At 45.7% G+C, this 25777-nt stretch carries 18 protein-coding genes and 1 tRNA gene; 7 read left to right on the top strand and 12 right to left on the bottom strand.

The genetic code is table 11. The features are described 5' to 3' along the window. Nucleotides 1-5 precede the first annotated feature (5 nt). From R3D00_14175 to R3D00_14130, 10 genes are all read right to left on the bottom strand, one after another. Nucleotides 6-1079, bottom strand: coding sequence for a DUF1611 domain-containing protein (locus R3D00_14175; protein MEZ4774327.1), 1074 nt, complete (start codon nt 1077-1079; stop codon nt 6-8). Then, nucleotides 1076-2197 (bottom strand): pyridoxal-phosphate dependent enzyme, encoded by a 1122-nt coding sequence (locus tag R3D00_14170; GenBank protein ID MEZ4774326.1) that lies wholly within the window; start codon nt 2195-2197, stop codon nt 1076-1078. Before R3D00_14170 ends, R3D00_14175 begins: the two co-directional genes overlap by 4 nt. Next, entirely contained in the window at nt 2131-2544 is a 414-nt protein-coding gene (locus R3D00_14165) for a hypothetical protein (protein MEZ4774325.1), read from the bottom strand. The genes R3D00_14170 and R3D00_14165 overlap by 67 nt, the downstream gene beginning before the upstream one ends. Before the next feature lie 581 nt (nt 2545-3125). Then, the gene (locus R3D00_14160; GenBank protein MEZ4774324.1) at nt 3126-4028 is read right to left on the bottom strand and encodes an RHS repeat-associated core domain-containing protein; all 903 of its coding nucleotides are present in this window, start codon (nt 4026-4028) and stop codon (nt 3126-3128) included. A gap of 34 nt (nt 4029-4062) precedes the next feature. After that, complete coding sequence (locus R3D00_14155; protein MEZ4774323.1) at nt 4063-4584, bottom strand: hypothetical protein; 522 nt, start codon at nt 4582-4584, stop codon at nt 4063-4065. Nucleotides 4585-4772: 188 nt separating this feature from the next. Further along, a complete protein-coding gene (locus R3D00_14150; protein MEZ4774322.1) occupies nt 4773-5210 on the bottom strand; it encodes a hypothetical protein in 438 nt (145 codons plus the stop codon). Nucleotides 5211-5214: 4 nt separating this feature from the next. After that, nucleotides 5215-6432, bottom strand: coding sequence for an RHS repeat-associated core domain-containing protein (locus R3D00_14145; protein ID MEZ4774321.1), 1218 nt, complete (start codon nt 6430-6432; stop codon nt 5215-5217). A 246-nt stretch (nt 6433-6678) separates the two neighbouring features. Continuing rightward, the gene (uvrA, locus tag R3D00_14140; GenBank protein MEZ4774320.1) at nt 6679-9492 is read right to left on the bottom strand and encodes an excinuclease ABC subunit UvrA; all 2814 of its coding nucleotides are present in this window, start codon (nt 9490-9492) and stop codon (nt 6679-6681) included. Continuing rightward, complete coding sequence (locus tag R3D00_14135; GenBank protein ID MEZ4774319.1) at nt 9476-10531, bottom strand: lytic transglycosylase domain-containing protein; 1056 nt, start codon at nt 10529-10531, stop codon at nt 9476-9478. Before R3D00_14135 ends, uvrA begins: the two co-directional genes overlap by 17 nt. 141 nt (nt 10532-10672) lie before the next feature. Continuing rightward, a complete protein-coding gene (locus R3D00_14130) occupies nt 10673-11380 on the bottom strand; it encodes a TIGR00730 family Rossman fold protein (protein ID MEZ4774318.1) in 708 nt (235 codons plus the stop codon). A gap of 336 nt (nt 11381-11716) precedes the next feature. Between R3D00_14130 and porQ the strand changes: the two genes are divergently transcribed. The 5 genes from porQ to R3D00_14105 all read left to right on the top strand — a co-directional run bounded on the left by porQ (nt 11717) and on the right by R3D00_14105 (nt 19913). After that, on the top strand, nt 11717-12784 hold the full coding sequence (gene porQ / locus R3D00_14125; protein ID MEZ4774317.1) for a type IX secretion system protein PorQ: 1068 nt from the start codon (nt 11717-11719) through the stop codon (nt 12782-12784). After that, complete coding sequence (locus R3D00_14120; protein MEZ4774316.1) at nt 12778-13347, top strand: hypothetical protein; 570 nt, start codon at nt 12778-12780, stop codon at nt 13345-13347. Before porQ ends, R3D00_14120 begins: the two co-directional genes overlap by 7 nt. Nucleotides 13348-13716: 369 nt before the next feature. Beyond that, nucleotides 13717-19311, top strand: a complete 5595-nt coding sequence (locus R3D00_14115) for a PKD domain-containing protein (GenBank protein MEZ4774315.1) — start codon at nt 13717-13719, stop codon at nt 19309-19311. A 70-nt stretch (nt 19312-19381) separates the two neighbouring features. After that, nucleotides 19382-19744: a T9SS type A sorting domain-containing protein gene (locus R3D00_14110; protein ID MEZ4774314.1), complete on the top strand. Its 363-nt coding sequence runs from the start codon at nt 19382-19384 to the stop codon at nt 19742-19744. Nucleotides 19745-19839: 95 nt separating this feature from the next. After that, a tRNA-His gene (locus R3D00_14105) sits at nt 19840-19913 on the top strand. Between the two features lie 61 nt (nt 19914-19974). Here the strand turns inward: R3D00_14105 and R3D00_14100 are convergent. Beyond that, nucleotides 19975-21906, bottom strand: coding sequence for an ABC-F family ATP-binding cassette domain-containing protein (locus R3D00_14100; GenBank protein MEZ4774313.1), 1932 nt, complete (start codon nt 21904-21906; stop codon nt 19975-19977). A gap of 208 nt (nt 21907-22114) precedes the next feature. On the opposite strand from R3D00_14100, the gene R3D00_14095 reads away from it, so the two are divergent. After that, nucleotides 22115-22930, top strand: a complete 816-nt coding sequence (locus R3D00_14095; GenBank protein MEZ4774312.1) for a LexA family transcriptional regulator — start codon at nt 22115-22117, stop codon at nt 22928-22930. A gap of 41 nt (nt 22931-22971) precedes the next feature. After that, entirely contained in the window at nt 22972-23784 is an 813-nt protein-coding gene (locus tag R3D00_14090; protein ID MEZ4774311.1) for a M15 family metallopeptidase, read from the top strand. On the opposite strand, the gene R3D00_14085 is transcribed toward R3D00_14090, so the two are convergent. Continuing rightward, on the bottom strand, nt 23732-25708 hold the full coding sequence (locus tag R3D00_14085) for an OstA-like protein (GenBank protein MEZ4774310.1): 1977 nt from the start codon (nt 25706-25708) through the stop codon (nt 23732-23734). The two genes, R3D00_14090 and R3D00_14085, sit on opposite strands and share 53 nt — an antisense overlap. Nucleotides 25709-25777 lie beyond the last annotated feature (69 nt).

Raw genomic sequence — 25777 nt, 5'->3', positions numbered from 1 at the left:
GCATATTATTTGCGGTATTCCATGATCACTTTGGCTAACCCCTCTGCTCCCTGCAATAAAACATCAAAAACAGGAAGTCCCAAATCTTTTTGGATCGATTCACAAGCCGCAAGGGTTTGCTCTCTGCTCATTTCCTCGTGATTGATTGTTATCGCCTGAACCTTGCGATCTGACAGTACCTCTATCGCCTGAATTTGTCTTTGAAGCGGATGAATAGGATAACCGGGAAAACCGTCGTATTCTTTTCGGGCGGGAGCATGCTGCAAAACGACAATATCAGGTCTTCCGGCAGCGAGGATTTCAAATCCGCCAGGGTACGCCGGATTCATCAGACTGCCTTGCCCTTCAATCACAATTACATCGGCCCCGCCGTCGCGCCAGGCAGAATGTACGGCATGTTCGATTTCACCAGATACAAAATCATTGACCAGGGAATCCATGATAATCCCATACCTTGCCCCCTGCATCCAGGCTGTCTGCCCCGTTCCGACCAATTCGGTTTTTACGCCCAGTGCATTGAGCGCATGAACGAGAATCCAGGCAGTGGTGCGTTTACCGACAGCAGAATCCGTTCCCAGCAGAGCAATTTTGAGGGCGCGCACATCTTCAATTTTGCCCGAGAAAAAATGAAGGGAATCGCGGGCGGGTGGTTTACGCACGTCCCGGATCATTACGCCTTCTTTCTGGGCGGCAGATGCTATTTTGGGATCATCGGAAAGAAAATCGTGTAAGCCGGAAACCACATGTAACCCCTCCGTAATCGCTAAAATCACATCCGCTTTTACCTCCGGCCCTACCCTGCCGCCGTCTGGCGCCAAACCGATAACCAGGTGGGTTGCAGGAAATTCACTGTTCCACGCCAGCCGCATGGCATCATGAATACTGGGAACTACCGGGATTCCATTGGGTTTTCCGTCGAGCACTTCTCCGGCGTCTTTTCCGGCATATCGTGAATCAATGACTGCCAGCACTTTATATCGGTTGGTAAAACGCACAAGTCCGTGCGCAGTTTTCCCGTTTGGGGTATTAAACGCCCCCTGACAATAGACAATGGCGTTTCCTTCAGGCTTTTTTATCATTTTCTTCCGGTTAGTACCGCCACGTACCGGTCAGGTTCGAGCGGCGTTTTTTTATGTTTTTCTATCAGTGAAATCAACCCTGCGGTCGAAGCGGGTAATACATGTACCCCTTCTTTTTCTTTGAGCATTCTGGCAAATGCAATCATTTTCCGGTCGCTCACATTCACCGCCCAACCTTCCGTATCCCGAATGCAGTCAAGTGCAAGTTCTCCGTCAAAAGCATGCCAGTTGATCAAGGGTTCATTTACATCCGTCTCATGAATATCCGAAGGAGAAAGGTCTTCGCAAAATGTTTTCCCACCAACATACGCCTCTACGATCGGATTTTTTTTAAAGGCTGATCCTGTAACCATCTTTGGGATGCGGGAAATTTTACCTCTTCTGTGAAGCCGGACAAATCCTTTGTATATACCGGCCAGCACCGTACCATTGGAAACCGGGCATGCGATTGCACGAGGCGCATCGCGAAGAATATCATAGATCTCGTAGGCAATTTCACCATATGCCTGAAGTTGAAGCATGGTATTGTCCCCCCCCGGATTGGCATCATACCATTCGTGCCGGGCGGCATCTTCCTGAGAAGCGGCTACGGCGGTTTCATAGTCTCCATTTACCCGGATAATCTCGGCACCCAGCTTTTCCATTTCATCGAGGCGGCGGGTATGATAGCTGGCAGGTATATATACTTTGGTGTGCAGGCCTGCCTGTTTTCCGGCAAAAGCCGTCGCAACCCCATAATTTCCACAGGTAGCAACGGTAATGATGTCGTATCCCCGGCGCAGCGCATCCATACATTGAGCAAAGGCGATACGATCTTTATGAGTTCCCGTAGGGTTTCCGCCTTCAAACTTCAGGTAGAGCTGTCTGATGCCAAACTCTCTTTCGAGGTTTCTGGCCCGAACGAGGCTGGTATCGCCCACTTCGGAATCGGTCATGTCTTCAAAGGCTTCGAGACGCTCGGCAAGGGTCGCCTGTGAATGGTCAAGCCGGGGAATCAGCTTTAGATGGTCGGCAGGAATTTCAGGTTCGGAAAGGATTTCTTCCGGAAGGTTTACAAGGGTGTATGGGGGCAAACCCGGAGGTTCCTGGGATTTATCGGGCAAATCATTTTTTTCCATTTTTCGATTGCATTTATAATTCGGAATAATAACGAAATATGGAAAAATAAGTTATTGCACAGACCATATTTGAGATATTCGGGGCAGGTCCCGATACGAGCCGCCCGGCGTTGCCGTCGAGGGTTGGTTAAATTTGCTGAGCCACCCCCGGATGTTGTATTGGTAATCACGGATTTGGAGGAATTGTGTCCCGGCGTCGTGGTCGAGGTTTTTTGTTCGACGCGCAGGAGGCGGCCCCGGGGGTCGTAGGTGTAGGATTTGAAGATCGTCGCGCTGCGCTCGTAGGGGTCGAAGTCCAGGCCCGGCGGCTGGTCGTAAAAAGTGATCGTCCAAAGCCAATCGGGCATGTCGGTGTCTTTTTTATCTCTACTGCAATTTAAGTTTTTTTTACACTTAACTTGTGGTCTAAATTTGTCGAGGTATTAATGTGTGCGGCATTCTGAATGTTTACGCTCGTTTAATGGATGTAATATTTTATAAACCCTAGAGAAAAATGATACTTAATCTCTTCTAAATCGTACGAGGTAAATTCCGAAGAATGGCTGAGCATGAAATCTGAAATGGTTTTCTGTGACTCCATTTTAGAGTTTGAGGGAGTATGTATAGTTCCATCAAAAAATAGGAAAAGTCCGTCTGTCGGCGGTTGTTCAGGATTGCTCCTGTTTTCCGATAGATAAAAACTATAGAGACCCGTACAATGATCACTATCTGAAATTATATAAGGATAAACTATTACATGATGGAATTGAGCAGTATCACGTGTTATAAAATAGCTCTCGGATAAAAGTTCTTCAATGATATTTACGGGAAGGCATCTTTTCACAGTTCTAGTTTTATACGAGAACTTTTTTTTCATACCTACTTGGGCACTGTTACAAGCGATTATCGTCAGCAAAAATATCAGTAGTATCCATTTATGTTTCATCATTCATTTTTGATAATTTCTTTTAAAATACCTTACTTCTCGTTTCACCGCATGTGCCTCAGCATTTTTAATATTATTTGAAGGAAGAGTATGAACCGCTTCATGATAAGATACCAATTCAACAAATTTGTCTAAGGAAGAATACTTGTAATTCTCAGATTTTCTATAAAGGGATTGATCATGTCCTGGAGAATTAATAGCTTCTCTTTTTTGACTTTCTACTTCTGTCTTGTTTTTATATAGTTCTAAAATTTCTGTTTTACTCATATTCATTGTGGCAAGCTCTCTTCCTTTCGTTTCGTCAAAATCAATTACATTGTAGCTATCTTCTGTTAAAGACTCCTCAGAAAGCCGCTTTGTCTCAAAAGATCCTTTAAACACATAAATTGTAGCATTTCCAGTTTTATCCGTAAGGGTCAGCCCTCGTGCTATTCCCACAGCGTTAGATTGCTTAAGTATGCCTATGTTTTCAGAGAGAATAAGCTTCCTTTCTTTTGAATTTCTATCCAATTTACGGAGGAGCTTTCGTCCGTCATGATTTTGGTTTAGAGAACTCAATATCTCTTGCGTACCTTCATTTAATTTTTCTCCATTTGCAGTTGAAAAAGATAGCGTTTTTGTCTTTTTATCATTTTGAACAATGATTTTATTTCCGTCAGCATCATAAATAGTCCGCCCATCCGGATCAACAAATATTAATGGATTCCCCATCACATAGTTATATGGACTCCATCCCACATATTTCTCCCCCAACGCATCCACCCCATTCCACCTACTACTCGCCGCATCATACATCCGCGCCCCAAAGTCGATCCAGCCCAAACCCAACTCATCTTGTGTCTCCTTCCCCGTAAACAAGTAACTATTCTTCACCCCCGGCACCAGCGAAAGCCCCGCCATTCTCAAACCAAAAGGATCCGCTTAGGCGGATGCAAGCATACTAATGATCCACCTGCAACACCTCCCCATTGACGGGATCGGGATCAACCCAGCCATCGCCATTCATATCGGCAAACATCACGCGCACGTTCCCGAGGTGATCCTTCAAAAACGACTCATACACAAGTTCGTTCCCCGCTCGCCTTACCCGCCCCTCCTCATGGGAGAAGAAAAGGATTTCCGGTGTGGCACTGCTGCCGTCGCCGTCCGAGTCCTCATAGTGAAACGGCCCGACGTAGTCGGTCTCCACCGTCGTCGAAGACCCTCCATTGCCAAAGACCTTCTGCCTTAGCTTTGCTCCGGCAGCATCCCTTCGAGTCCCCTCAGGGCAAGCATAAATATACTGAATTTTCTTTCCATTGGAAAACGTCACCAGCGTCGGCTTATTCAGATGATTATAGACAATGCTGGAAATGCCCTTATTCAAATCCTGTTTCAGGTTTCCGCTGTTGTCGTAGAGGTAGTCGGTGTTGGACGTGTTGCCATCCACGAAGTGCTCTACGCCGGTCATCAGCGTCTTCACTCCCGCATCGTTGATGCGTTGACGGTAGGGGCAGGTCGCGACCTGCCCCTACGCCGTGTTTTCGTAGGTGTAGGTGAGGTTGTCCATGACGCCGTAGGCGATCGGATCGGACAAGGGCTTGAGACAGAACATGCCTCAACTAGTATAAAAAATGCCTCATCGTATAGTTTTAGAAGTATTTCTGTCCACTACCAAAGAAATTTCACTGTTTTGATGTCAATTTCAACTAATTCCGTATAAATGCTGATTTTATAAGAATGGGAAGAATGATGTATAAAAGACTCTCTTGTTTTTGATTCCAAAATCTTAGCATAGAGAAGGGTGGAAATCGTAATTTCAATTCCTACCCATCGAAAAAATTCAAATTCGTTTGTTGAATCGTCCTCAATGTACGAATTGTTATATAGAACGTTACTGGGGTCGTCCGCTAGAACAATTGCAAAAGTATCTGTCAAAATCGCCGTTTTCCAATTGTCAAAATTAGTGGGAATAAATCGGGGAAGTACCATTTCTTGAGTGATAACAATTCCTCTTATGGTAAGACTAGAATCTATTTGTGAGTGCGCAGAAATAAATCCTAAATAGTAAAACACAAAAACACCTATTAAAACTCTCCAATTTTTCATATTATTATTTTTGTGGAAGTTTTCCTGATTTCTGTTTTACAGAAACCTTACTCAAATTATAATTGACTACCCCTTCAGAAGCACTGTTAATGTAAAAAATAGCTTGACTTTTTTCCTGCGCACTTTTAGCCAATTCGACAATTCCCTGAAATTGCTCCGGATTCCTCAGGTACGTTCGTTTTCCCTGTCCCATCATATCGTCATCATACCCCCGGTCGGGCTGCGGCCCTGCGTACCGGTCTAAAATGCCAAAAGCGTGGAGCACTTCGTGGGGTAATGTATTCGATCCTTCCTTTTGGTATGGGTCAATGACTCCATCGGCATTTTGTTGGGTAAGTTTTATATTTCTACCCGGCCATACCCGAACATCGGCTTCGTCCTTTTCTGGGTCCATTCGTTCCAATTTCCAATCCGAAATTCTCATATGATTTGCTCCGGGAACAATATCCACGAAATTGTCTTTCGCCGGGTCAAATTCATCTAAATTCTCTCGGACTGCATTAACCTGAAACGCAATCACAATGTTTTCGTCATATTCCACCGACTGCGTATTCAAATAGCGGTTGAGTTCGCGGTTCATATTGGCGATTGTTTCATCGGAAACCTCTCCTCTGACATGAAGGGTAGAGGAAAACGTCAAGACAATTTTTCCATCACCGCGAACGGAAATCGAAACAACTCCGGAATTCCCATCGGGATCTATGAATAACGCCGGGTTGTTATAGGCATAATGATACGGACTCCAAGCCGTGTATTTCTCCCCCAACACATCCACCCCATTCCACCGGCTACTCGCCGCATCATACATCCGCGCCCCAAAGTCTATCCAGCCCAAAGAGAGTTCGTCTTGGGTTTCCTTCCCGGTAAAAAGGTAGCTATTCTTCACCGCAGGCACGAGCGAAAGCCCCGCCATTCTCAATCCAAACGGGTAAAAATGCTCAATCTGCAAAACTTCTCCATTCACCGGGTCAGGACTGACCGCCCCATCGCCATTCATATCGGCGAACATCACACGGACATTGCCGAGGTGGTCTTTCAGGAAGGTTTCATAGATCAGCTCTTCTCCCGCTCTTCTTACCCGCCCCTCCTCATGGGAAAAGAAAAGGATTGCCGTCGTGGCAGAAGAACCGTCGCCATCCGAGTCCTCGTAATGAAACGGCCCGACGTAGTCGGTCTCCAAAGTCGTAGCACTGCCTCCATTGCCAAAGACCTTCTGTCGCAATTTTGCGCCAGATGCATCCCTTCGAGTCCCCTCAAGGCAAGCATAAATATACTGAATTTTCTTGCCATTGGAAAATGTGACGAGGGTGGGTTTGTTTAGGTGGTTGTAAACGATGGAAGAAATGCGCCACACCCGTCATCACCGTCTTCACCCCCGCATCGTTGATGCGTTGACGGTAGGGGCAGGTCGCGACCTGCCCCTACGCCCGTGTTTTCGTAGGTGTAGGTGAGGTTGTCTATTTTGCCCCTACCCTATCTGTACATTCAAAAGTTCTTTAGCGAGAAACTGGCCGGTAAATGAATCCGGAAATGCTGCTACTTCTTCAGGAGTACCTGATACCAGTATTTCACCGCCCCTTTTCCCGCCTTCGGGTCCAAGGTCCACAATATAGTCGGCGACTTTGATTACATCCAGGTTATGTTCGATCACCAGCACGGTATTTCCTCTGTCTACCAATTGGTTGAGCACAGCCAGCAACATTTGAATGTCCTGAAAGTGAAGACCGGTAGTAGGTTCGTCGAGAATATATAAGGTATTGCCGGTATCTTTCCGGGAAAGTTCGGCGGATATTTTGATCCGCTGTGCTTCGCCTCCGGAAAGTGTTGTAGCTGGTTGCCCAAGGGTAATATAGCCCAGCCCAACATCGTGCAGTGTTTTTAGCTGGCGTTTGATTCGGGGAAGGGCATCAAAAAATTCCAATGCCTCGGAAATATCCATATTCAGGACGTCGCTGATAGATTTTCCTTTATAGCGAACTTCGAGGGTTTCCCGGTTATATCTTTTTCCCTGGCATTTGGGACAGGTTACATATACATCGGGGAGAAAATTCATCTCAATAGTCTGAACCCCCGCTCCCTCACATTCTTCACACCTTCCGCCTTTTACGTTGAAGGAAAATCGCCCGATTTCGTAACCTCGCGCCTGCGCTTCAGGAAGCGATGCAAACAACTGCCGAATAAAAGTAAACAGCCCCGTATAAGTTGCCGGATTACTTCTGGGGGTACGCCCTATGGCCGCCTGATCAATTCTGACAACTTTGTTGATATTTTCCATTCCCTCAAAAGCCGTATATTCCATGGGCTTTTTCTTGGAGCGGTAAAGGTGCTGGCTGATGATCGGGAATAAGGTTTCATTGATCAGCGTAGATTTACCACTGCCTGAAACGCCGGTAATACAGTTAAACACACCTAGTGGAAGAGAAAGGTCTACCGACTTCAGGTTATTGCCGGATGCACCCTTGAGGTGAATAAAAAGGTCTGTGGGTTTCCGCCTTTCGGAGGGAATTTCAATTCTTTTTCGGTTGGACAGATAATCAGAGGTAGCACAGGGAATTCTTAGCACTTCCTCCGGCGTACCTTGGGCGACAATCTGCCCGCCATAAATCCCAGCGCCGGGACCAAAGTCAATGATATAATCGGAGGCGAGCATCGTGTCTTTGTCATGCTCAACAACGAGCACCGAGTTTCCGAGATCGCGAAGTTCAAGGAGAGATTGTATCAACCGCTCATTGTCGCGCTGATGAAGTCCGATACTGGGTTCGTCAAGAATATAGAGTACATTGACGAGTTGTGAACCGATTTGAGTTGCCAGGCGAATGCGCTGCGCTTCGCCTCCTGAAAGGGAGCGGGCAGGTCGGTCAAGTGCCAGATAATCCAGCCCTACCTGCATCAGAAAACCCACACGTTTGCGAAGTTCTTTGATAACCTCCACGCCAATCGTTTTTTGGCGCTCTGACAAATGATTTTCCAGGTCATCGAGCCATGCAGCAAGTGTACTGATGTCCATGCAGGAGAGGTCGAAGATATTTTTACCTGCAATCTGGAAATACAGACTTTCTGCTTTCAGCCTGCTGCCATTACAGGTCGGGCAGGTAGATATTTTCATAAACTCCTCCGCCCAGGCTTTGATTTTTTCAGAGCCTGACTGGTGATACTGATCGGAGACGAAGGTTTTAATTCCTTCAAATTTGGAGCGAAACTTTGTAGCGACTCCGGCCTTGGTACCATCAAGTATCAGATTGCGAATGTCTTCGGGGAGCTCAGCAAAAGGCGTCGTCATGGAAAACCCGAGCGTTTCGGCCATTTTCCTGAGCCTGCGAAACATCCAGATGTCGCGGTATTCGCCTAGAGGCGCTATCGCCCCACGACTGATAGAAAGCTGCGGATCTGGTACGAGCGCATCTAAATCCACCTCGTGTATTTGCCCCAATCCATTACAGGTTGGACATGCGCCATAAGGAGAGTTGAAGGAAAAAGTATTGGGGGAGGGAACATCGTAACTGATACCCGATTCCGGATCCATCAGGTTCCGGCTGTACCAATGCGTCTGTTCAGACTCCATATCAACCAACAGCACGATTCCATCACCAGTTTTCATGGCGTGGGATATGCTTTCAAATAAACGTTTGTTGTCTTGTCCGATTTTTATCCGATCCACGACAAGTTCGATATCGTGGATTTTGTATCGGTCGAGTCGCATTTCTTTTTCAATCTCCATGACTTCGCCATCCACCCGCACACGGGAGTAGCCATGTTTGGCGAGATTTTCAAACAGCTCCCGGTAGTGTCCTTTTCGCGAGCGGACCAATGGAGCAAGAATATGCATTTTTTTTTCGGGAAACTGCTCAAGGATGGCCTCGACGACCTGCTCGTCTGTCATTTTGACCATTTTTTTCCCATTTTTGTAACTGATTGCATCCGCAGCCCGGGCAAACAGCAGGCGAAAAAGGTCATAAATCTCTGTAACCGTACCTACTGTAGAGCGCGGGTTGCGCGAGGTAGTTTTTTGCTCAATGGCGATAACCGGGCTTAGTCCGTCAATTTTATCGACATCCGGGCTTTTGAGGTCGCCAAGAAACTGGCGTGCATAGGCAGAAAAGCTCTCTAAATAACGACGCTGGCCTTCGGCATACAAAGTGTCGAAGGCCAGTGAACTTTTCCCTGATCCACTTACACCGGTGATTACCACCAGTTTTTTGCGGGGGATAGTAAGGTCAATATTTTTTAGATTATGCTCCCGCGCTCCGAGAATAAGGATTTGATCCTCACGACTTTGGCTCATCTTTAAGTTCTGTGTTCAGTTCCGATTTGTGCTGCGAACCGGAATTCAGCTGCTGTTCTACCTCCTCATCCTCTGAACTATCGATTCCCTGTGAAGATTGAAGGAGCAATTCATTTGCATGGAATTCACTCCTGAGTGGGAACCTGATTTCGTATATTTTTCCCGGCTTTCCTTCCAAATGGTCAGAAATCAGCCATGGATTCATATTTTTAAGAATCTGGTAGGTAGATCCGTTTTGTTCGGCAAAGGTACGAAGATCCTTGATATTTCCACTCACCTTCACGACTTTATAAGGGATTGGCTGATACAAATCTTTGTCTTCAAATGTGAATCCGTATCGGTCAGGCTGGTCAATGATACATTTAAATCCCAGGATGCGGTACATATATCTGGCGGTCTCTCTGTTGAGTTTCAGGCCATAATAGCTATCGGAGGTCTGCTGTTCCATGGTACGTTGCAAACCCGGCCCGCCCATATTATAGGCTGCGGCAACCAGCGCCCAATTGTTGAACTGGCGATAAGAGGCCAGCAGATAACTGGCGGCGGCATGCGTAGATTTTTCGGGGTGATAGCGCTCATCTACCGTCGCAGAGACCTCCAGTCCATACTCCAGTGCAGTATTTTCCATAAACTGCCAGAATCCCTGAGCTCCAACCGGAGAAGATGCATTTGCCAGATTACTTTCAGCAACTGCCAGATAGAAAAAATCTTCAGGCACACCTTTGGCGCGGAGAATCTTCAGGAAGGTATCGCGGTAACGGTTGGCCCTTTTCATGGTCAGGAGCGAACCGGAGTAATACTTTACGTTACGGGCAATTTCGCGGTCAAGCTTTTGTTTGATCTGAGGATTTTGAAGCGGAACCTCTTCCCCTGCAAAGCTGAGGGATGTTGGAGCGCCGAAGTTGATCACACTGAGGTGGCCGGAAATATGTTTCAGGTTTTGTTGAGAAGAAGAAGAATTCTGAGAAGGGTTTTGAAAGATACTGCCAAAAGCTAAGCCCAGGATGGGTATCAGCAGATATAATAGTTTAGAAATCATACAGGTCTGTTTGGGTAGTATTTGCTTTAATTCTAAATCAATGGTCAAATTTCATTCCATAGACTCAAAGTTTTCGGACAGTTTCAGCAAATTTCTTTCAACATACCGTATTGTACGTAATTTGAGAGTGTAAGTTTAGCTCTAAAAATTAGGTTTTACGGAGTGTTTGCTATAGAAGTTGGTAATATATTCAACTACTTCATCTGCGGTGTCCACCACGGTGAAGAGGTTCATATCTTGCGGCGAAATGTTGCCAGCCTGTTCGAGGAGAATGGTTTTTATCCAGTCAATCAGGCCATTCCAAAAACTTTTGCCCACCAGCACGACCGGGAATCTGTCAATTTTAAGGGTTTGGATGAGAGTAAGCGCTTCAAACAATTCGTCCAGCGTACCAAATCCACCCGGTAAAGCCACAAATCCCTGGGCGTATTTTACAAACATGACTTTGCGTACAAAGAAATAATTGAAGTCTATGTTTTTATCCGGATCAATAAATGGATTTGAATGCTGCTCAAAAGGAAGTTCGATGTTCAGGCCAACGGAAGCGCCTCCGGCTTCATGAGCACCCTTATTGCCCGCTTCCATAATCCCTGGCCCACCGCCAGTAATCACACCAAAGCCAGCTGAAGCAAGTTTGGATGCAATTTCAGTGGCAAGCTCATAGTGTGGTGTGCCGGGTTGGGTTCTTGCTGAGCCAAAAACCGAAACACAGGGTCCGATTTCCGCCATTTTCTCAAACCCTTCGACAAACTCCGCCATGATCTTAAAAACCAGCCAGGAGTTTTGCGCAGTGCGTTTTTTCCATTGTTTCTGCCGCTCGGAGAAGTAAGTGCTCAAGTGATTATCCATATATTTTCTCTGAAAAAGGAGCCAAAAGTATAAAATTTTTCCCAACAAGAAAGATTCTATTTGTTTGGATATCTATACAAAGTCTCTTTAAACGAACTGAAAACCAAAAGGATATGTTCAAACAAAAACATCAAAAGCGGGCAAATCTGTTTCCGGAAATTATATCTTTGTATGTCATTATGTGAAAGAACGATCGAAAGCAAGATGGCAAATAGTCCGGAAACAGAAATGTCTGACTGCGCAGAAGGTCAATTGTTTCGCTTTATTGGTAATGATTCCCATGTGAGAGGAAATTTTTACCCTGCCCAAAAAGGAAAAAAAAATTAATTTCGTATCGTGAAAAAGATACTATTCATCCTTATCAGCCTGCTTACCCTTTTTGGGGGTTACCTTCCTGCTCAAATCGGTGGGAGACATGTTTATGACTTCATGAACCTTTCTCCTTCGGCACGTCTTGTGTCTCTGGGAGGGGTAAATATATCCACTCTCGATGATGACCTGAACTTTGCCACCCAGAATCCGGCATTGATGACGGACTCGATGCATCAGAAGGCAACGCTGTCTTTCAGCCGCTATCTCGCCGGCATACGGTACGGATATGCCGGCTACAGCCATACGGTCGAAGGAGTTGGCAGCTTTCATACCGGCATCCACTATGTCAACTCCGGAGAAATGCAGGGGGCAGATATATTTGGCAATCTCACACAAACCTTTTATGCCAATGAACTGGTCTGGTATATGGGCTATTCCCGCGCCTGGGACCGTTTTCGCTATGGAGCTAACCTCAAATTTATTAGTTCTACCCTCGGACCCGGATTTACCAGCACCGGGCTCGCCATCGACCTCGGTGGTTCTTATATGGGTAAGCAGGAATTGTTTTCAGCAGGAATTGTGATACGAAACATGGGTACGCAACTTTCGACCTATACCGCCACCGGGGGGCGTGAACCTTTGCCATTTGAAGTTGTCATTGGTGCATCCAACAAGCTAAGGTATATGCCACTCCGGTTTTCGGTTACCCTTACAAACCTGGAGCATCCCAACCTGATTTTTGAAGACCCCAACCGTCAACCCGAATTTGACCTTGGAGGCAATGAAATCAAACCGCCCAATCAAACCGCAGACCGAATCTTCAGGCATTTTGTATTTGGAACAGAATTTTTGCTTGGCAAATCACTAAGACTGCGAGCCGGATACAATCATCTCCGCAGACAGGAACTTCGCTCAGAAAACCGGGGCGGATTCACAGGATTCTCATTGGGGGCAGGCATTCGTGCCAAAAGGTTTGCCCTTGATTATGGCTATACCAGCTATGGGGTCAGTTCGGATTTCAATACGCATCAAATCAGCCTGTTACTCAATCTTGAAAAAGCATCAGATAAAGCAACCAAAGGTTCATGGTAAATATTTTCTATACGCTGTTTATCGTTGCCTGCCTGCTTTATTTTATCCTTTCCAGTCGGAAAGAGATTCCCTTTTTGATCCTGGTCCACGCCTTGTTTCAATACCTCTTCACACTTTCTGCCTGGGTTTTCCAGATGAATAATCCCATGGCAGGGCTGCTGCTCGGGTTTATTTTTGCCAGTACTTTGCTGCTGATATGGGCCAGAGGGCTGAATTATTCGCGGGAGCTACTCAGCATTCATCTATTTTTCTCCGTCAGTCAGTGGATGGGAATCCTCGCTGTAGGTCTGTTTATATTTTTTAAATCGCCGTTTTATTACCTGATGCCCTCTTCCGCCTGGCATTCCAATCTTAGTGCCCACCAAATGTCTATCCATCCGGTGATCAAGCTATGTGGAAATTTTTTCCTGTTTACCACATTCTTTCATTTGATTTTGAGCTGGGGTGCCAAATGGTCACTGAGGAAATCTCTCGTTGATTTAGGACCGCTGATTGTCTATTTTGCAATCATTGCTGTTTTGCGGATATTTCAGGCAAAAACCCAGTCACTCCCCTTTTCATGAGTCTTTGGGATCAGGATATTAGAAAGATATTTTGTACAATTGCACCCTAAATCTTACATCCAGGCAGGGGAAATTTCCATCCGCCCGGAATAAGACACATCTTTAAGGATTGGTTTGGGGATGTTTAACTTTTTCAAAATATCCTTTCTTATTGTAGAATTATTACCCATTATTTACGTTTTTATTTCATTCGCTATAATCACAGAAAGGATTATTTGCCTGATTAATAATAACATAGAGATAATCTGATTGGGAGATCAATCGCTGAGAATGATCAAACAGACATAAAATTTGTTTTGCTCAAGTAATTCCCTGTAGAATCATTAATTGTGATTTGCAGCTTTGAAAACAAAATTATTTTTTACCGGTATGCATGTAAAAAGGTTTTTGTTCCTGAAATGGGCTATACTTTTCGCCCTGGTTTTTCCTTCTGCTATTTTCTCACAACCCACCGCAAACTTTACTGCAGATACAACTTCTGGCTGTAGTCCGTTTTCGCTGGTTGTAAACTTTCTGAATTTATCCACGGGAAGTCCTACTTCCTATAAATGGGAGTTTGGTGATCCGGGAAATGGTACGAGTACGCTGGCAAACCCGACATTTATCTACAGCTCTCCGGGTTGTTATACGGTGACTCTGATCGCGACCAATGCCCAAGGGAGTGATACGATCACTCAGCCTTGTTTTATACAGATATTTCCTCAGCCATCACCGGGTTTCGTACTGGATGCGTCCGAAGGTTGCGTACCGCTTACGGTTACTTTCACGGATACGTCTGTTGCCAATGGCGGGGTAATTTCCAATGTTCAATGGACTTTATCAGACGGATCCCCGGGGAGCGGTCCAAACCCTTCGTTTACGTTTAATGCTCCGGATACGATTGGGGTGGTCATGACTGTAACAAATAGTAATGGCTGTCAGAAAACTTCGGTTTTTCCCAATGTGCTTAAAATATATGACGCACCGGTCGCAAACTTTTCGGTCAATACAAACTCTGCCTGTATTTCACCCCTGACGGTCAATTTTACCAATACGACTCAGGTAAACGGCGCAACCAACCCGACCTATCAATGGCTGTTTCCAGGCGGAACACCTGCATCCTCCAATGCCGTCACACCTCCGCCCATAACCTATAATGCACAGGGTCAATACGATGTTACGCTTATCGTTAGTTCGGCTAATGGGTGTACAGATACCCTTCTTCAACCCAATCTGATAGGAATTGGGGGGGTAATAGCGGATTTTACGGCGAGTGCCACACAGGTTTGTCTCGGTGACACCATCACCTTTACCAATATATCTACGGGCGGCGTATCCAGTGTAGGGTGGAATTTTGGAGAAAATGCAGGGGTAAACTCTACGGCAAATACCGTAAGTTACGTATATAGCACCCCTGGACTTTTTACCGTGACGCTGATGGCCAACAACAGCCAGTGTGGGGATACGATTGTTCAGACAAACTTTATAGAAATTCTTCCCGTACCGGTTGCGGGGTTTTCGGTTGACCGAAATCAGGACTGCCAACCCGGTATTCCTTTCAACTTTACAGACGTCTCTACGGGTGCGTCTATCTGGACCTGGAATTTTGGGGACAACACTACCTCTAATCAGCAAAACCCCACCCATACCTTCTCAACCTTTGGCACCTTTGAAGTGTGTCTCACCACAAGCAATGCCAGTGGTTGTACAGACTCCATCTGTCAGACCATCACCATAGCCCCACCCAATGCAGGGTTCACACGAAACCCTACGGAAGGTTGTGTTCCGCTGAGCGTACAATTTACCGACGTTTCCAACAGCCCTAATGATCCTATTGTCAGTTGGCAATGGGCTTTTGGCCCCCCGGCGGGTGCTGCACCGGCCACGTCGAATATCCAAAACCCGGCAGTTGTATTTAATAACCCAGGCGTTTACAATGTAGAACTGATCATTCTTACCCAGTCGGGCTGTACTGATACGACCAATAATTCGACGGCCATTATGGTCGGCACCCCTCCCACAGTGAATTTTACAGCGGACAAGGATACGGTCTGTATCAATGAAGACATCACGTTCACCAGTACATTCTTCAATTCTGACTGGGATTTCTGGTGGGACTTCCAGTACCAGGCACCGGGCAATTTTGCACAGTTGGATTCTGCGCCTACCACGATCTATCCAGACACCGGGTTATATAGCGTGGCATTAATTATCGATAACAGAGGATGCCGGGATACATTGATTATCTCTGACCTCGTATATGTTTCACCTCCCAGAGCGCAATTTACGGTAAGTGACTCTTTGATTTGTAGCCTTCCGGATACCGTGCAGTTTACCGACCTGTCTATCGGGCCTGCGGACATATACGAGTGGTATGTAAATGGCAACCTTTATTCGACACTTCAGACACCACCCGACCTGCCAATATTCAATATAGGTACCTATCTGGTATCACAGGTGATAGAAAACAGTCTCTCGGGTTGTAGAGATACCTTCACACTTGCAATCAATGCAGGAAATCCGTTTGTCGATTTCACCTCCAATGACCTTATCGGATGTAAACCACATCAGGTAAGATTCAACAGCATTGCATCCAACGTACTTACCTATCAGTGGAAATTTGTCATCCCTTCTCCGGGCAACAGCGACTCTCCACTGCCTAACCCGATTTTCACTTATCAGGATACCGGTTTTTACGACATTCGGCTTGTAGGGATAGACCAGTTTGGCTGCCGCGATACGATGCTAAAAACTGACTACATCCAGGTAGTAGGTCCATACGCAAATTTTGCGCCTATACCTCCCGCCGGATGTCCGCCGCTGGCCGTTCAGTTTACAGATAATACCGCTACTACCGCAGCGACAACTCCTGTAGCGTGGACCTGGAATTTTGGCGATGGATCACCTGTATCCAATATTCAAAACCCAACACATATCTATAATAATCCGGGATCATATGCAGTAACACTGACGGTAACAGATGATCTGGGTTGTACTGACACAGAAACCATTCCAGGTGCTGTTTCCGTTACTTTCCCTATACCCGGTTTTGTGATCCCTGATGATTCCACCTGTGCCGGTAATCTGGTCAACTTCTCCAATACTTCTATTGGTATTGGGCTGACCTTTGTCTGGGACTTCGGTGATGGCATCGGCACCTCCACACTGACAAATCCCTCCTATGCGTATGCAGATACAGGCAATTATACAGTTACACTTATTGCCACGGATCAAAACGGCTGTACAGATACATTGGTGGTTCCCAATGCTGTATATATAGAACCCTTTTTCGCCAATTTCGGCGGAGATCCCATCACAGGTATTTGTCCACCGCTGAACACGATGTTTACAGACTCTACAGTAGGTAATGTAGTCGGATGGCAATGGAGTTTTGGGGATGGATTTGGCGTAAGTCAGCTTCAAAATCCGGCTTATGTTTATTTCCAGCCCGGGCAGTTTGACGTCAGGCTCATTGCAAGACATGAAGACGGATGTCGCGATACGCTGGTCAGACAAAACTACGTGCAGCTGGCAGGCCCCAACGGAACATTTGTTGCCAACCCGCCCAAAGTTTGCCTGGGTGACTCCATCTGTATCCAGGCAGTAACTACCGGAGCTTCCACTGCTACTTTTGACTTCCGCGATGGCAATGTCGTAGTTATGAGTGGCCTTTCGGGTACCACCGACACGGTTACCGTATGTCATACTTACTTAGATCCGGGCAACTTTGATCCCGTAGTCGTACTTCAGGACGCTCAGGGCTGTATATTTACCCTGACTTCACCTGACAGTGTCACCGTATTCTCACTTCCGGTAGCCAATATTGCTCCGGCAGATACCATTGGCTGTCTTCCATTTCCTGTGCCATTCAGGGATGTCTCTGTACAAGGAGACTCGGCCATTACCAACTGGATATGGTCGTTTGGCGACGGAGACTCATCTTTTGTCCAAAACCCTGTACACAACTATCTTACCAGTGGTGTACTTACGGTATCCCTTACCATCATCGATCAGAATGGTTGTACCCATGATACCACCACTACGTTAACCTCACTGGAAGGTGCCATAGGAGACTTTGTCGCTTCCGATACCATTGGCTGTTCGCCTATTGATATTACGTTCACTGACCTGAGTACCAATGCTACAGTGGTAGCCTGGGAGTGGGACTTTGGCGATGGAAATGGCACCACAGGTTTTGCCAATCCGCTCCATAGCTATCTCAACGACGGGTTGTTTTCCGTAACGATGATTATCACGGATGACCTGGGTTGTACTGACACTGTCACCAAAACCAATTATATAGAGCTCAGACATCCGGAGTCTAAAATCTATTCGACCGTAACCCAGGGTTGTAACCCATTGATCGTTACCTTCTTTGCAGACAGCTCCAATTCAGCATCACCGATTACCGGATATGAATGGTGTCTCAGAGAACTGACCACCAACCAGCAGGTTTGTTTTAATACAACCGTCGATACGCTGGATATCGATTTTACAGAGCCCGGCAATTATCTGATGACCGTCGCAATTACCGACGACCTGGGGTGTTCTGATACCTCCGCTGCGATTAATCTGCTTATTGACCCCCGCGTCACCCCTGAGCCGATCATTATGCGCAATGTCAGTGTCACCGGAAATAATTCTGTCGATATCAGCTGGGAGCCTTACCCCGGAGTTGATTTTGTGGAATATGCTGTTTATCGGATGGATGGCGCCAACCTGGTATTGGTAGGAACCATCACAGATCAGAATATTACATCTATTTCAGAAAGCAACCCAAATCTAAACACCCGTAACAATTCTTATTGCTATAAAGTCCTGGTTCAAAATTTATGTCTGGAATATTCGCTTCCTGACCTTACAGAAGAACATTGCACCATCAACCTGGAAACCACCTCCGGTCTTGACCAGATTGACCTGACCTGGACGCCTTATGTAGGGTATGTTGTAGGGCAGTATGAAATTTATCGGGCCAATGACTACAATACTGCCAATCATATTCAGATTGGTACGGTTCCCGGTAATGTGCTTTCATTTACTGACCTGGAAATGTTCTGCCGGGATTCCGTGTCTTACCGGGTACTCGCAGTAGGGTTTGCTTCCAATAACCAGCGCTCCTATAGCGACCTCAGCGCCAATGCGCCCCGCCATAACAAACCCACCCTGCCGACAAATATGATGTATGCATCTGTCGTGGGAGATTCGGTGATTGATGTCGAATGGCAGGAATACACCGGATATCTGCCGGGCACTTACACCCTGGAGAAATCCATTAACGGACTGACATGGGATTCTATTGGCACATTCCCACTCAATAACCGGTCTTATACCGATACGGATGTAAAAGTCGACGAGCGGTCTTATTTCTACCGTGTATTTAATATTGATCAGTGCGGAGACAAATCTGTAGTGGGGTTGTTTGGAAAAACCATTCTCCTCAATGTTCAGTTGGATCGAAGCGGAAAAATTCCCCAGCTCACCTGGAGTCATTATGAGCAGTGGAACAATGGCGTATTGAACTATAGAATTGAAGTGCGGAATGAACAAACAGGTGTATGGGAACTGGTAGAAATCGTAGGAAGCAATGAGCGCAGATTTGAAGACAATCTCACGAAACTCAACCAGGCTACCTATTGTTACCGCATTCACGCGACTGAAGTCGGCGGCAATGGTTCAGAATCTTTCTCCAATGAAGTATGTGTGATATTTGGGCCCGATATATTTGTTCCAAATGCATTTTCTCCCAACAATGACGGCAACAACGATGTATTCCTCGTGTATATGCCCAATATTTCCAACGGCCAGTTAAGCATATTCAATCGTTGGGGACAATTGCTCTATCGCACGAGTGATCTCGCTTCAGGCTGGGACGGAACCTACAATGGAAGTCCGGTACCCGAAGGCGTTTATGTCTTTGCGGTTGAAGGGGTAGGAGTAGATGGAACTAGTATCAGCCGAACCGGAACCGTGACATTGATCCGATAGGTAAATGGTAAAATTTGCCGGCATGTTTGGCATCATTTTGGATTTGAGTGGTAATAAATGAGATTCCCCTATGAAAAGCATGATGTTTATTACCGCTCTTTTCCTGATTTCTTTTTCTGCAGTAACCGCACAGACAAGATCTGTACCCTCTGCTGTTGAAAACACATTGTCAGACGTTATTTCTATTGGCTGGTATCCAAACCCGGTATCTGTTGGAGAAAAAATCAAAGTAGATGTTGAGCTTGCAGAAAGCAGAGAATTAAAAACTGAATTACTCGACGCGCTGGGTAGAAAAGTGTTTCATCTCAGCACCTCCTACCCTCCCGGTAAAAGCAGGATTTTTATTTACACCAATGATGTAAAACCCGGATTATACTTTGTAAGGGTAAGTACGGAGTCAGGAAGCCGTTCGGAGAAGGTGATTATCAAATGAAATTTGCATTTCCGAAACAAAAATTATTCCCCTTCGTTGGAGATAATTGACAAATAACTATATTTGCACCTGCATTGAAAAATGCAATGGATATGGTGGTTATAGCTCAGTTGGTTAGAGCACCAGATTGTGGTTCTGGGGGTCGTGGGTTCGAATCCCATTAGCCACCCACAAATAAAAAACTCCGGTCATCAGATCGGAGTTTTTTATTGGGTATAACAGATAATTCTCTACTCTCCGGCGAGCGTTTCAATTTCTAATAAAATCTCCTCCCATTTTTCCGTCGCTTCTTCTAGCCGGGTGTGTAGTTTTTGATGCAGTTCCTGCTCTTTCAAAAGACGGTCAAAATCGCTCGCAATCTCTGGCAGCGACATTTTCTGCTCCACTTCATGAATTTCGGTTTCCAGCCGGCTGATTTCGGTCTCAATATTTTCCTGATCACGGGTCAGTTTGCGAAGTTTGTTTTTGTACTGCTTCTGATTTCTGTAATCAAGGGTTTCTGTAACGATTGATTCCTCGGGTTGTTTATTTCGAACAGGCTTTTGGATATCAGCAGCCGGTGCGTTTTGTTTTTCCCGCCACCATTCATACTCCTCGTATGTTCCGGGGTATTCCTTAATCTGCCGATCCTCAACATACCAAACTTTGTTGGCGATTTGCTGCAGAAAAAACCGGTCGTGAGAAACCACCACAAATGTTCCTTCAAAAGCTTTGAGCGCCTGTACCAATACCTGAATGCTACCCATATCGAGGTGGTTGGTGGGTTCGTCAAGCAGGAGGAAATTGGCTTCCGAAAGCAAGGTTTTGGCAAGGGCGACGCGAGATTTTTCGCCGCCGGAAAGGACCTGAATTTTTTTCAGGATGTCATCTCCTGAAAACATAAAACAACCCAGTACCGAACGCAATTCTGCTTCGGTTTTGTCGGTGGCACAGGCTGCAATTTCGTCGAAGATATTATTTTTCAGGTTTAGCGCTTCCAGCTGATGCTGGGCAAAAAAGCTGTAAATTACATTATGGCCAATTTTACAGTTCCCTTCAAAAGGTTCAGTACCAGCCATTACCCGCAGGAAAGTAGATTTTCCAATTCCATTGGCGCCAATCAGAGCGATTTTGTCACCACGCATCACCGTGGCCGAAGTATGGTCAATGACGGTTTTCCCATCATAGGCTTTATGAATATCAGACAGCGTGAGGACTTCTTTTCCTGAATTCACCTTCAGTTTAAATCTGAAACTCATGCTTCCGGTTTCTTCTTCAGGAGGCTCTACCCTATCGAGTTTTTCAAGTTGTTTGACACGGCTTTGCACCTGCGTTGCCTTGGAGCTTTTATAGCGAAAGCGATTGATAAACAGTTCCTGATCTTCAATAAATTTCTGCTGGTTGTCATATGCCCGGCGATGTTGTTCCTGGCGCAAGGCTTTTTCTGCCAGGAAATAAGAGTAGTTTCCGGTGTAAGTATGAAGCTGTTTGAGAGAAATCTCCACAATCTTATTGGCTACGCGGTCAATAAAAAATCGATCATGAGAAACGACGATGCAGGTTCCGGGATAATTTTTAAGATACGATTCCAACCACTGGATCGAAGGGAGATCGAGGTGGTTGGTCGGCTCGTCAAGCAGCAGGACATCGGGGCTGTTCAGCAGCATCTGAGCCAAAAGAACACGCATCCGCCAGCCACCGGAAAAGGTATAATACGGTTGTTCGTGTTCTTCCGGACGAAATCCAAGACCGGAGAGAATGCTATGCACCTGCGCTTCGATCTGGTTGCCGCCCTGTGCTTCAAACCTCGCCTGACTATCGGCCAGCCGGTCCCATACCTCCTGACTGGTTTCACCAGCCTCCATCCGCTCCAGCATATCATCAATGTCCTCCTTGAGTTTTAGCAGAGGGCCAAATCCTTCACGTGCGACATCAGAAATAGGTTTGTCGGTATGGTAGGAAAGCAGATCCTGGTGAAAATAAGCAATGCGAACTTTACCGGCCTGATGAATATGTCCTTCCGATTGGGACATTTGACCTGCCAGCACTTTGAGCAAAGTGGATTTACCCGCGCCATTGCGGCCGATAAGTCCGATTCTGTCACCGGGAAAAAACTGGTAACTGGCATTGCGGAGCAGCCACCTTCCGGCAAATTCAATTCCGAGATTATCTATATTTAGCAATGCGCGACTTTTGGGACAAAAATAGGACGAAATCTCCAAAATCCCGCCTTAAAGTAAAGCGGTTCGCTAAGATTTCAGGTGTCCGGGAGATATTGAACAAAAAATTATCAAAAAAAACACATCATTTTAGTTTTATTACTAATTTTTTTATAATTTGCTAAGAATTACGCCCGAGTGCTAAACGGATTAGTGATTTAATTTTCAAATCATGAGTGAAAAAGATAAGTTAATCATTGGGAAAAACCTGAAGTACCTTCGCAAAATGAAGGGGCTCACCCAACAGGAGCTGGCTAATCATCTGGCGATTCGCCGATCTTCCATAGGTGCCTACGAAGAATGCCGTGCGACGCCCAAATATGAAACACTGGAGCGGATATCGGACTTTTTTAATGTCTCTATTGATCTCCTGGTAAAAGAAGATATTTCGGGCCTTTCCGAGGAAGAAATGCACAGCTACCCCGGGCAGGGTCAGGTTGATATCGAAGGGAAATCGCTCCGTGTCCTGCCGATTACGCTTGACTCCCGCGGGCGTGAAAACATAGAATTTGTCCCTCAAAAGGCATCTGCCGGGTATCTCAACGGGTATGCTGATCCGGAATACATTGAAGATTTAACCAAATTCCAGCTTCCCATGTTGGGAGCAGGAACATTTCGCGCCTTCGAAATCAAAGGGGACTCCATGCTGCCACTGAAATCTGGAACCGTCATTATCGGTGAATATCTTCAGAATTGGCGGGAGATCAAAAACGGACAAACATATATTGTAGTTTCTGAAACAGAAGGCGTTGTGTATAAGCGTGTTTATGTTCAGGCTGATCTGGAACAATCACCGGTACTTAACCTACGCTCAGATAATACGGCTTACCCCCCATATGATATTAACATATCTGAAGTCAGGGAATTGTGGAAAGCCAAAATGTTTCTGAGTGATGATTTCCCCAACCCTGAAATTTCTTTGGAAAAGCTTTCAAGTATTGTCATGGAGATCCAACAGCAGATGATAAAACTTAAGGATAAAAATTAGCGATTGGATTATTCCTATCTTTGCGCGTTGATACTTCGCGCATGAGATATATTTTCTTTTCTGTCTGCATTTTGTGCCTGCTGATGATGGGGGCTTCCTGTAGCAGGGATCACCAACAGTCGGGCCAGTCTCCAGCTTCTAAAGATACGCTTCTACTCAAAGAGCATAGCGATTCTCTGGAAGTGACCGCTATTGACGATTCACTCCTTTCCGGCAATATGGCTTCAGTGAAGTCCGTTCCGGATACTTCTCAGTTGGAGCGCAATCTGATCGCTCAGGGGTTGGTGAATATTTTGCAAAGGGATCCCGGAATTCAGACTGATATCAAATATTCAACTACAGACAACTTTCTTCATGAAGATGTTTATGAAGATTTTGATAAGTGTTATCTGCAACCAGAGGTAGCTGATATGCTTCTCAAAGTTCAAACAATTATCAAGGAGAAAGATTCTTCGCTAAGCCTGATCGTATTTGACTGTGTCAGGCCCAGGTCCGTTCAACATAAAATGTGGAAAATTGTTAAAGGCACACCTCAACAACCTTATGTCGCCCCTCCGGGCGGTATTGGTTCCATGCACAACTACGGTGCGGCAGTTGACCTGAGCCTGATTCACCTGGATACGGGTCTGGTTGATATGGGTACGCCGTTTGATTTTTTTGGGCCGCAAGCACAGCCACGTTATGAAATGGATTATTTGAAAAAAGGAGAACTTACCCAAACACAGTTACAAAACCGCTGGCTTTTGCGAAATGCAATGAAAGCTGCGGGCTTTGAGGTAATCCTTTCCGAATGGTGGCACTTTAATGCTTTTCCGGCCGAGGAGGTTCGGAAGCGTTTTGTAATCGTCGAGTAGGACGTTCTGCCGGCGGAGAGACTGGCGTTTCGTCTGTGGGTACCGACGCTTCCTCCGTTGGAACTTCTTCAGTTGGGACATCCTCAGTTGGGACTTCTTCTGTGCCGGGAATTGTTTCAGATTTGAAAATTGAAGGTTTTTCCGGACGTTCTGTGATTCGCCATTTTAATCCATCTAATGCATTCGCCTCAAAGATTACCTTAAAAAATGGCGAATATGTCCCCTCCGGCTGGGAAAGAAATACAATTCGTTTGACTTCATTATCCCGAAAATACATGACCATCTCCTGCGCCAGCGCCTTATTCATTCCTTCATAATAGATATGCGTCGTATCGTCTTCATTTTTAGCAAAATAAATGCTTTCACTGTTTCCAATAATGTGCATCCGATATAACTCATTATCCTTGAACTTTGCGCGCATCTCTTTGCCTTTCACCTGATTATACCCGACAGTATCTTCCCGGCTGGCGAGAAAGCCATCTTTTCCCACCCACATAGAATCAGCTTTTTCATTTTTCATCCAGATAATGATGGTATCTCCGGTGAGCTGATTCTCATCTGACCATAATACCGGGTCATGATACAAATACATCACAGAATCATCGTAAAAATACACCATCGAATCCGCCCGCCCCTGCATATTATTCATAAAAAATCTGACATTGTTGTATGCTTTAAATAATCGTATTTCTACTGTATCTACTTCATACAGCTCATCATTGGTTTGCATTGGGCCCACCATATTTCTTACCTCGTCCATTTCCAATGTATCGACAAAAACCGCCCGTGCAGTGATCGTATCTGAAACTACGGAATCAGCGGCCAAAGAATCAGCGGCAACCGAATCGGAAGAGCGGATCATATCCCTATTTGAAGCCGAATCAGGCATGATCTGTGACAAAGTATCTGGCCGTACTGGCGCATCATATCGCTTTCGAATCAGTTTTTTTTGTTTGATCGAGAAAAGCGTATCTGCCATCATATATAGTGTGTCATCGTCAAATAAATGAATGGCAACCGCCTCCCGCGTTACCCAGCTCTCGTCGGTTTTCCGGTTAAACTCCGCCAGGCCGCCTCGTATCTGAAGGGAAGAATCGTCCTGAAAAACGAGAACGTTTCCGCGCGCAAACCCCATATCTCTTTTGTCGAAGTATGTCAAGGTATCTGCTACCAGCAAATATGAAGAGTCCCGCACAATGGAGCGCGAGTAAAGGTTAACAATGCCCCGGTCTGTGTCATAATTCCCATTCTCCGTTTCGATTTCCCCATCCTTACTTGTGATAAAAGTTTTGGTAAGGAAATAGGAAATTTTATTCTCAGTATCATATCCCAATGTGTCGGTTGTCAGTACATAGTCAGGATTTACAAGCTTTACGCTATCGCGAAAATAGGCCATATCCTTCCTGGGATAATAATACCCGTGAATACTAGTGAGCACATTGTCCCCATCGACCATTTTTCCTCCTTCCCGATAAAACCCATAATCTTCATTTCGGAAATAAGTCAGCCGGTCTGTGGTGAGCACGACATCCTGATTGGTGAGCTTAATTTTGCGGTACACCTCCGAAATTTTAGACTCGGTGTCATACGTAAGCTTATCTCCATAAAGAAATACACTGTCAGGCATTTCTATTCTCACCCTGCTGTAGGCTTCCAACCGGTGATCTGTCTCATAAAAATATGCGCTATCGCAGAAAAAAAGTGTCGAATCCTGCATCATTTCCACGCGCCCAACGAGTTTTTCAAATATAGCCTCCTTAGACTTGAGGTAACTAAGAATCGATGCATGAAGAATTTTCACCCTTTTAGACTGCGCAGTATCATTGACTACCGGTTTGCCCGGCTGTCCATACAGCCCGGCGGTCAACCAACCTGAGATGATCAGGAACAACAATCCTGTCTGGAGAAAACGCTTTTTGTGCATATTGATAAATCCTCCTGCAAGTTACGACAGTTCGTATCCGCTTACCAAATTTTCGCAGTGATCCAAAGA

This window comes from Bacteroidia bacterium, assembly GCA_041391665.1.
Taxonomy (GTDB): Bacteria; Bacteroidota; Bacteroidia; order J057; family J057; genus JAGQVA01.
Note: the sequence above shows the minus strand (reverse complement) of the source record. Positions and strands in the feature narration are given on the sequence as shown.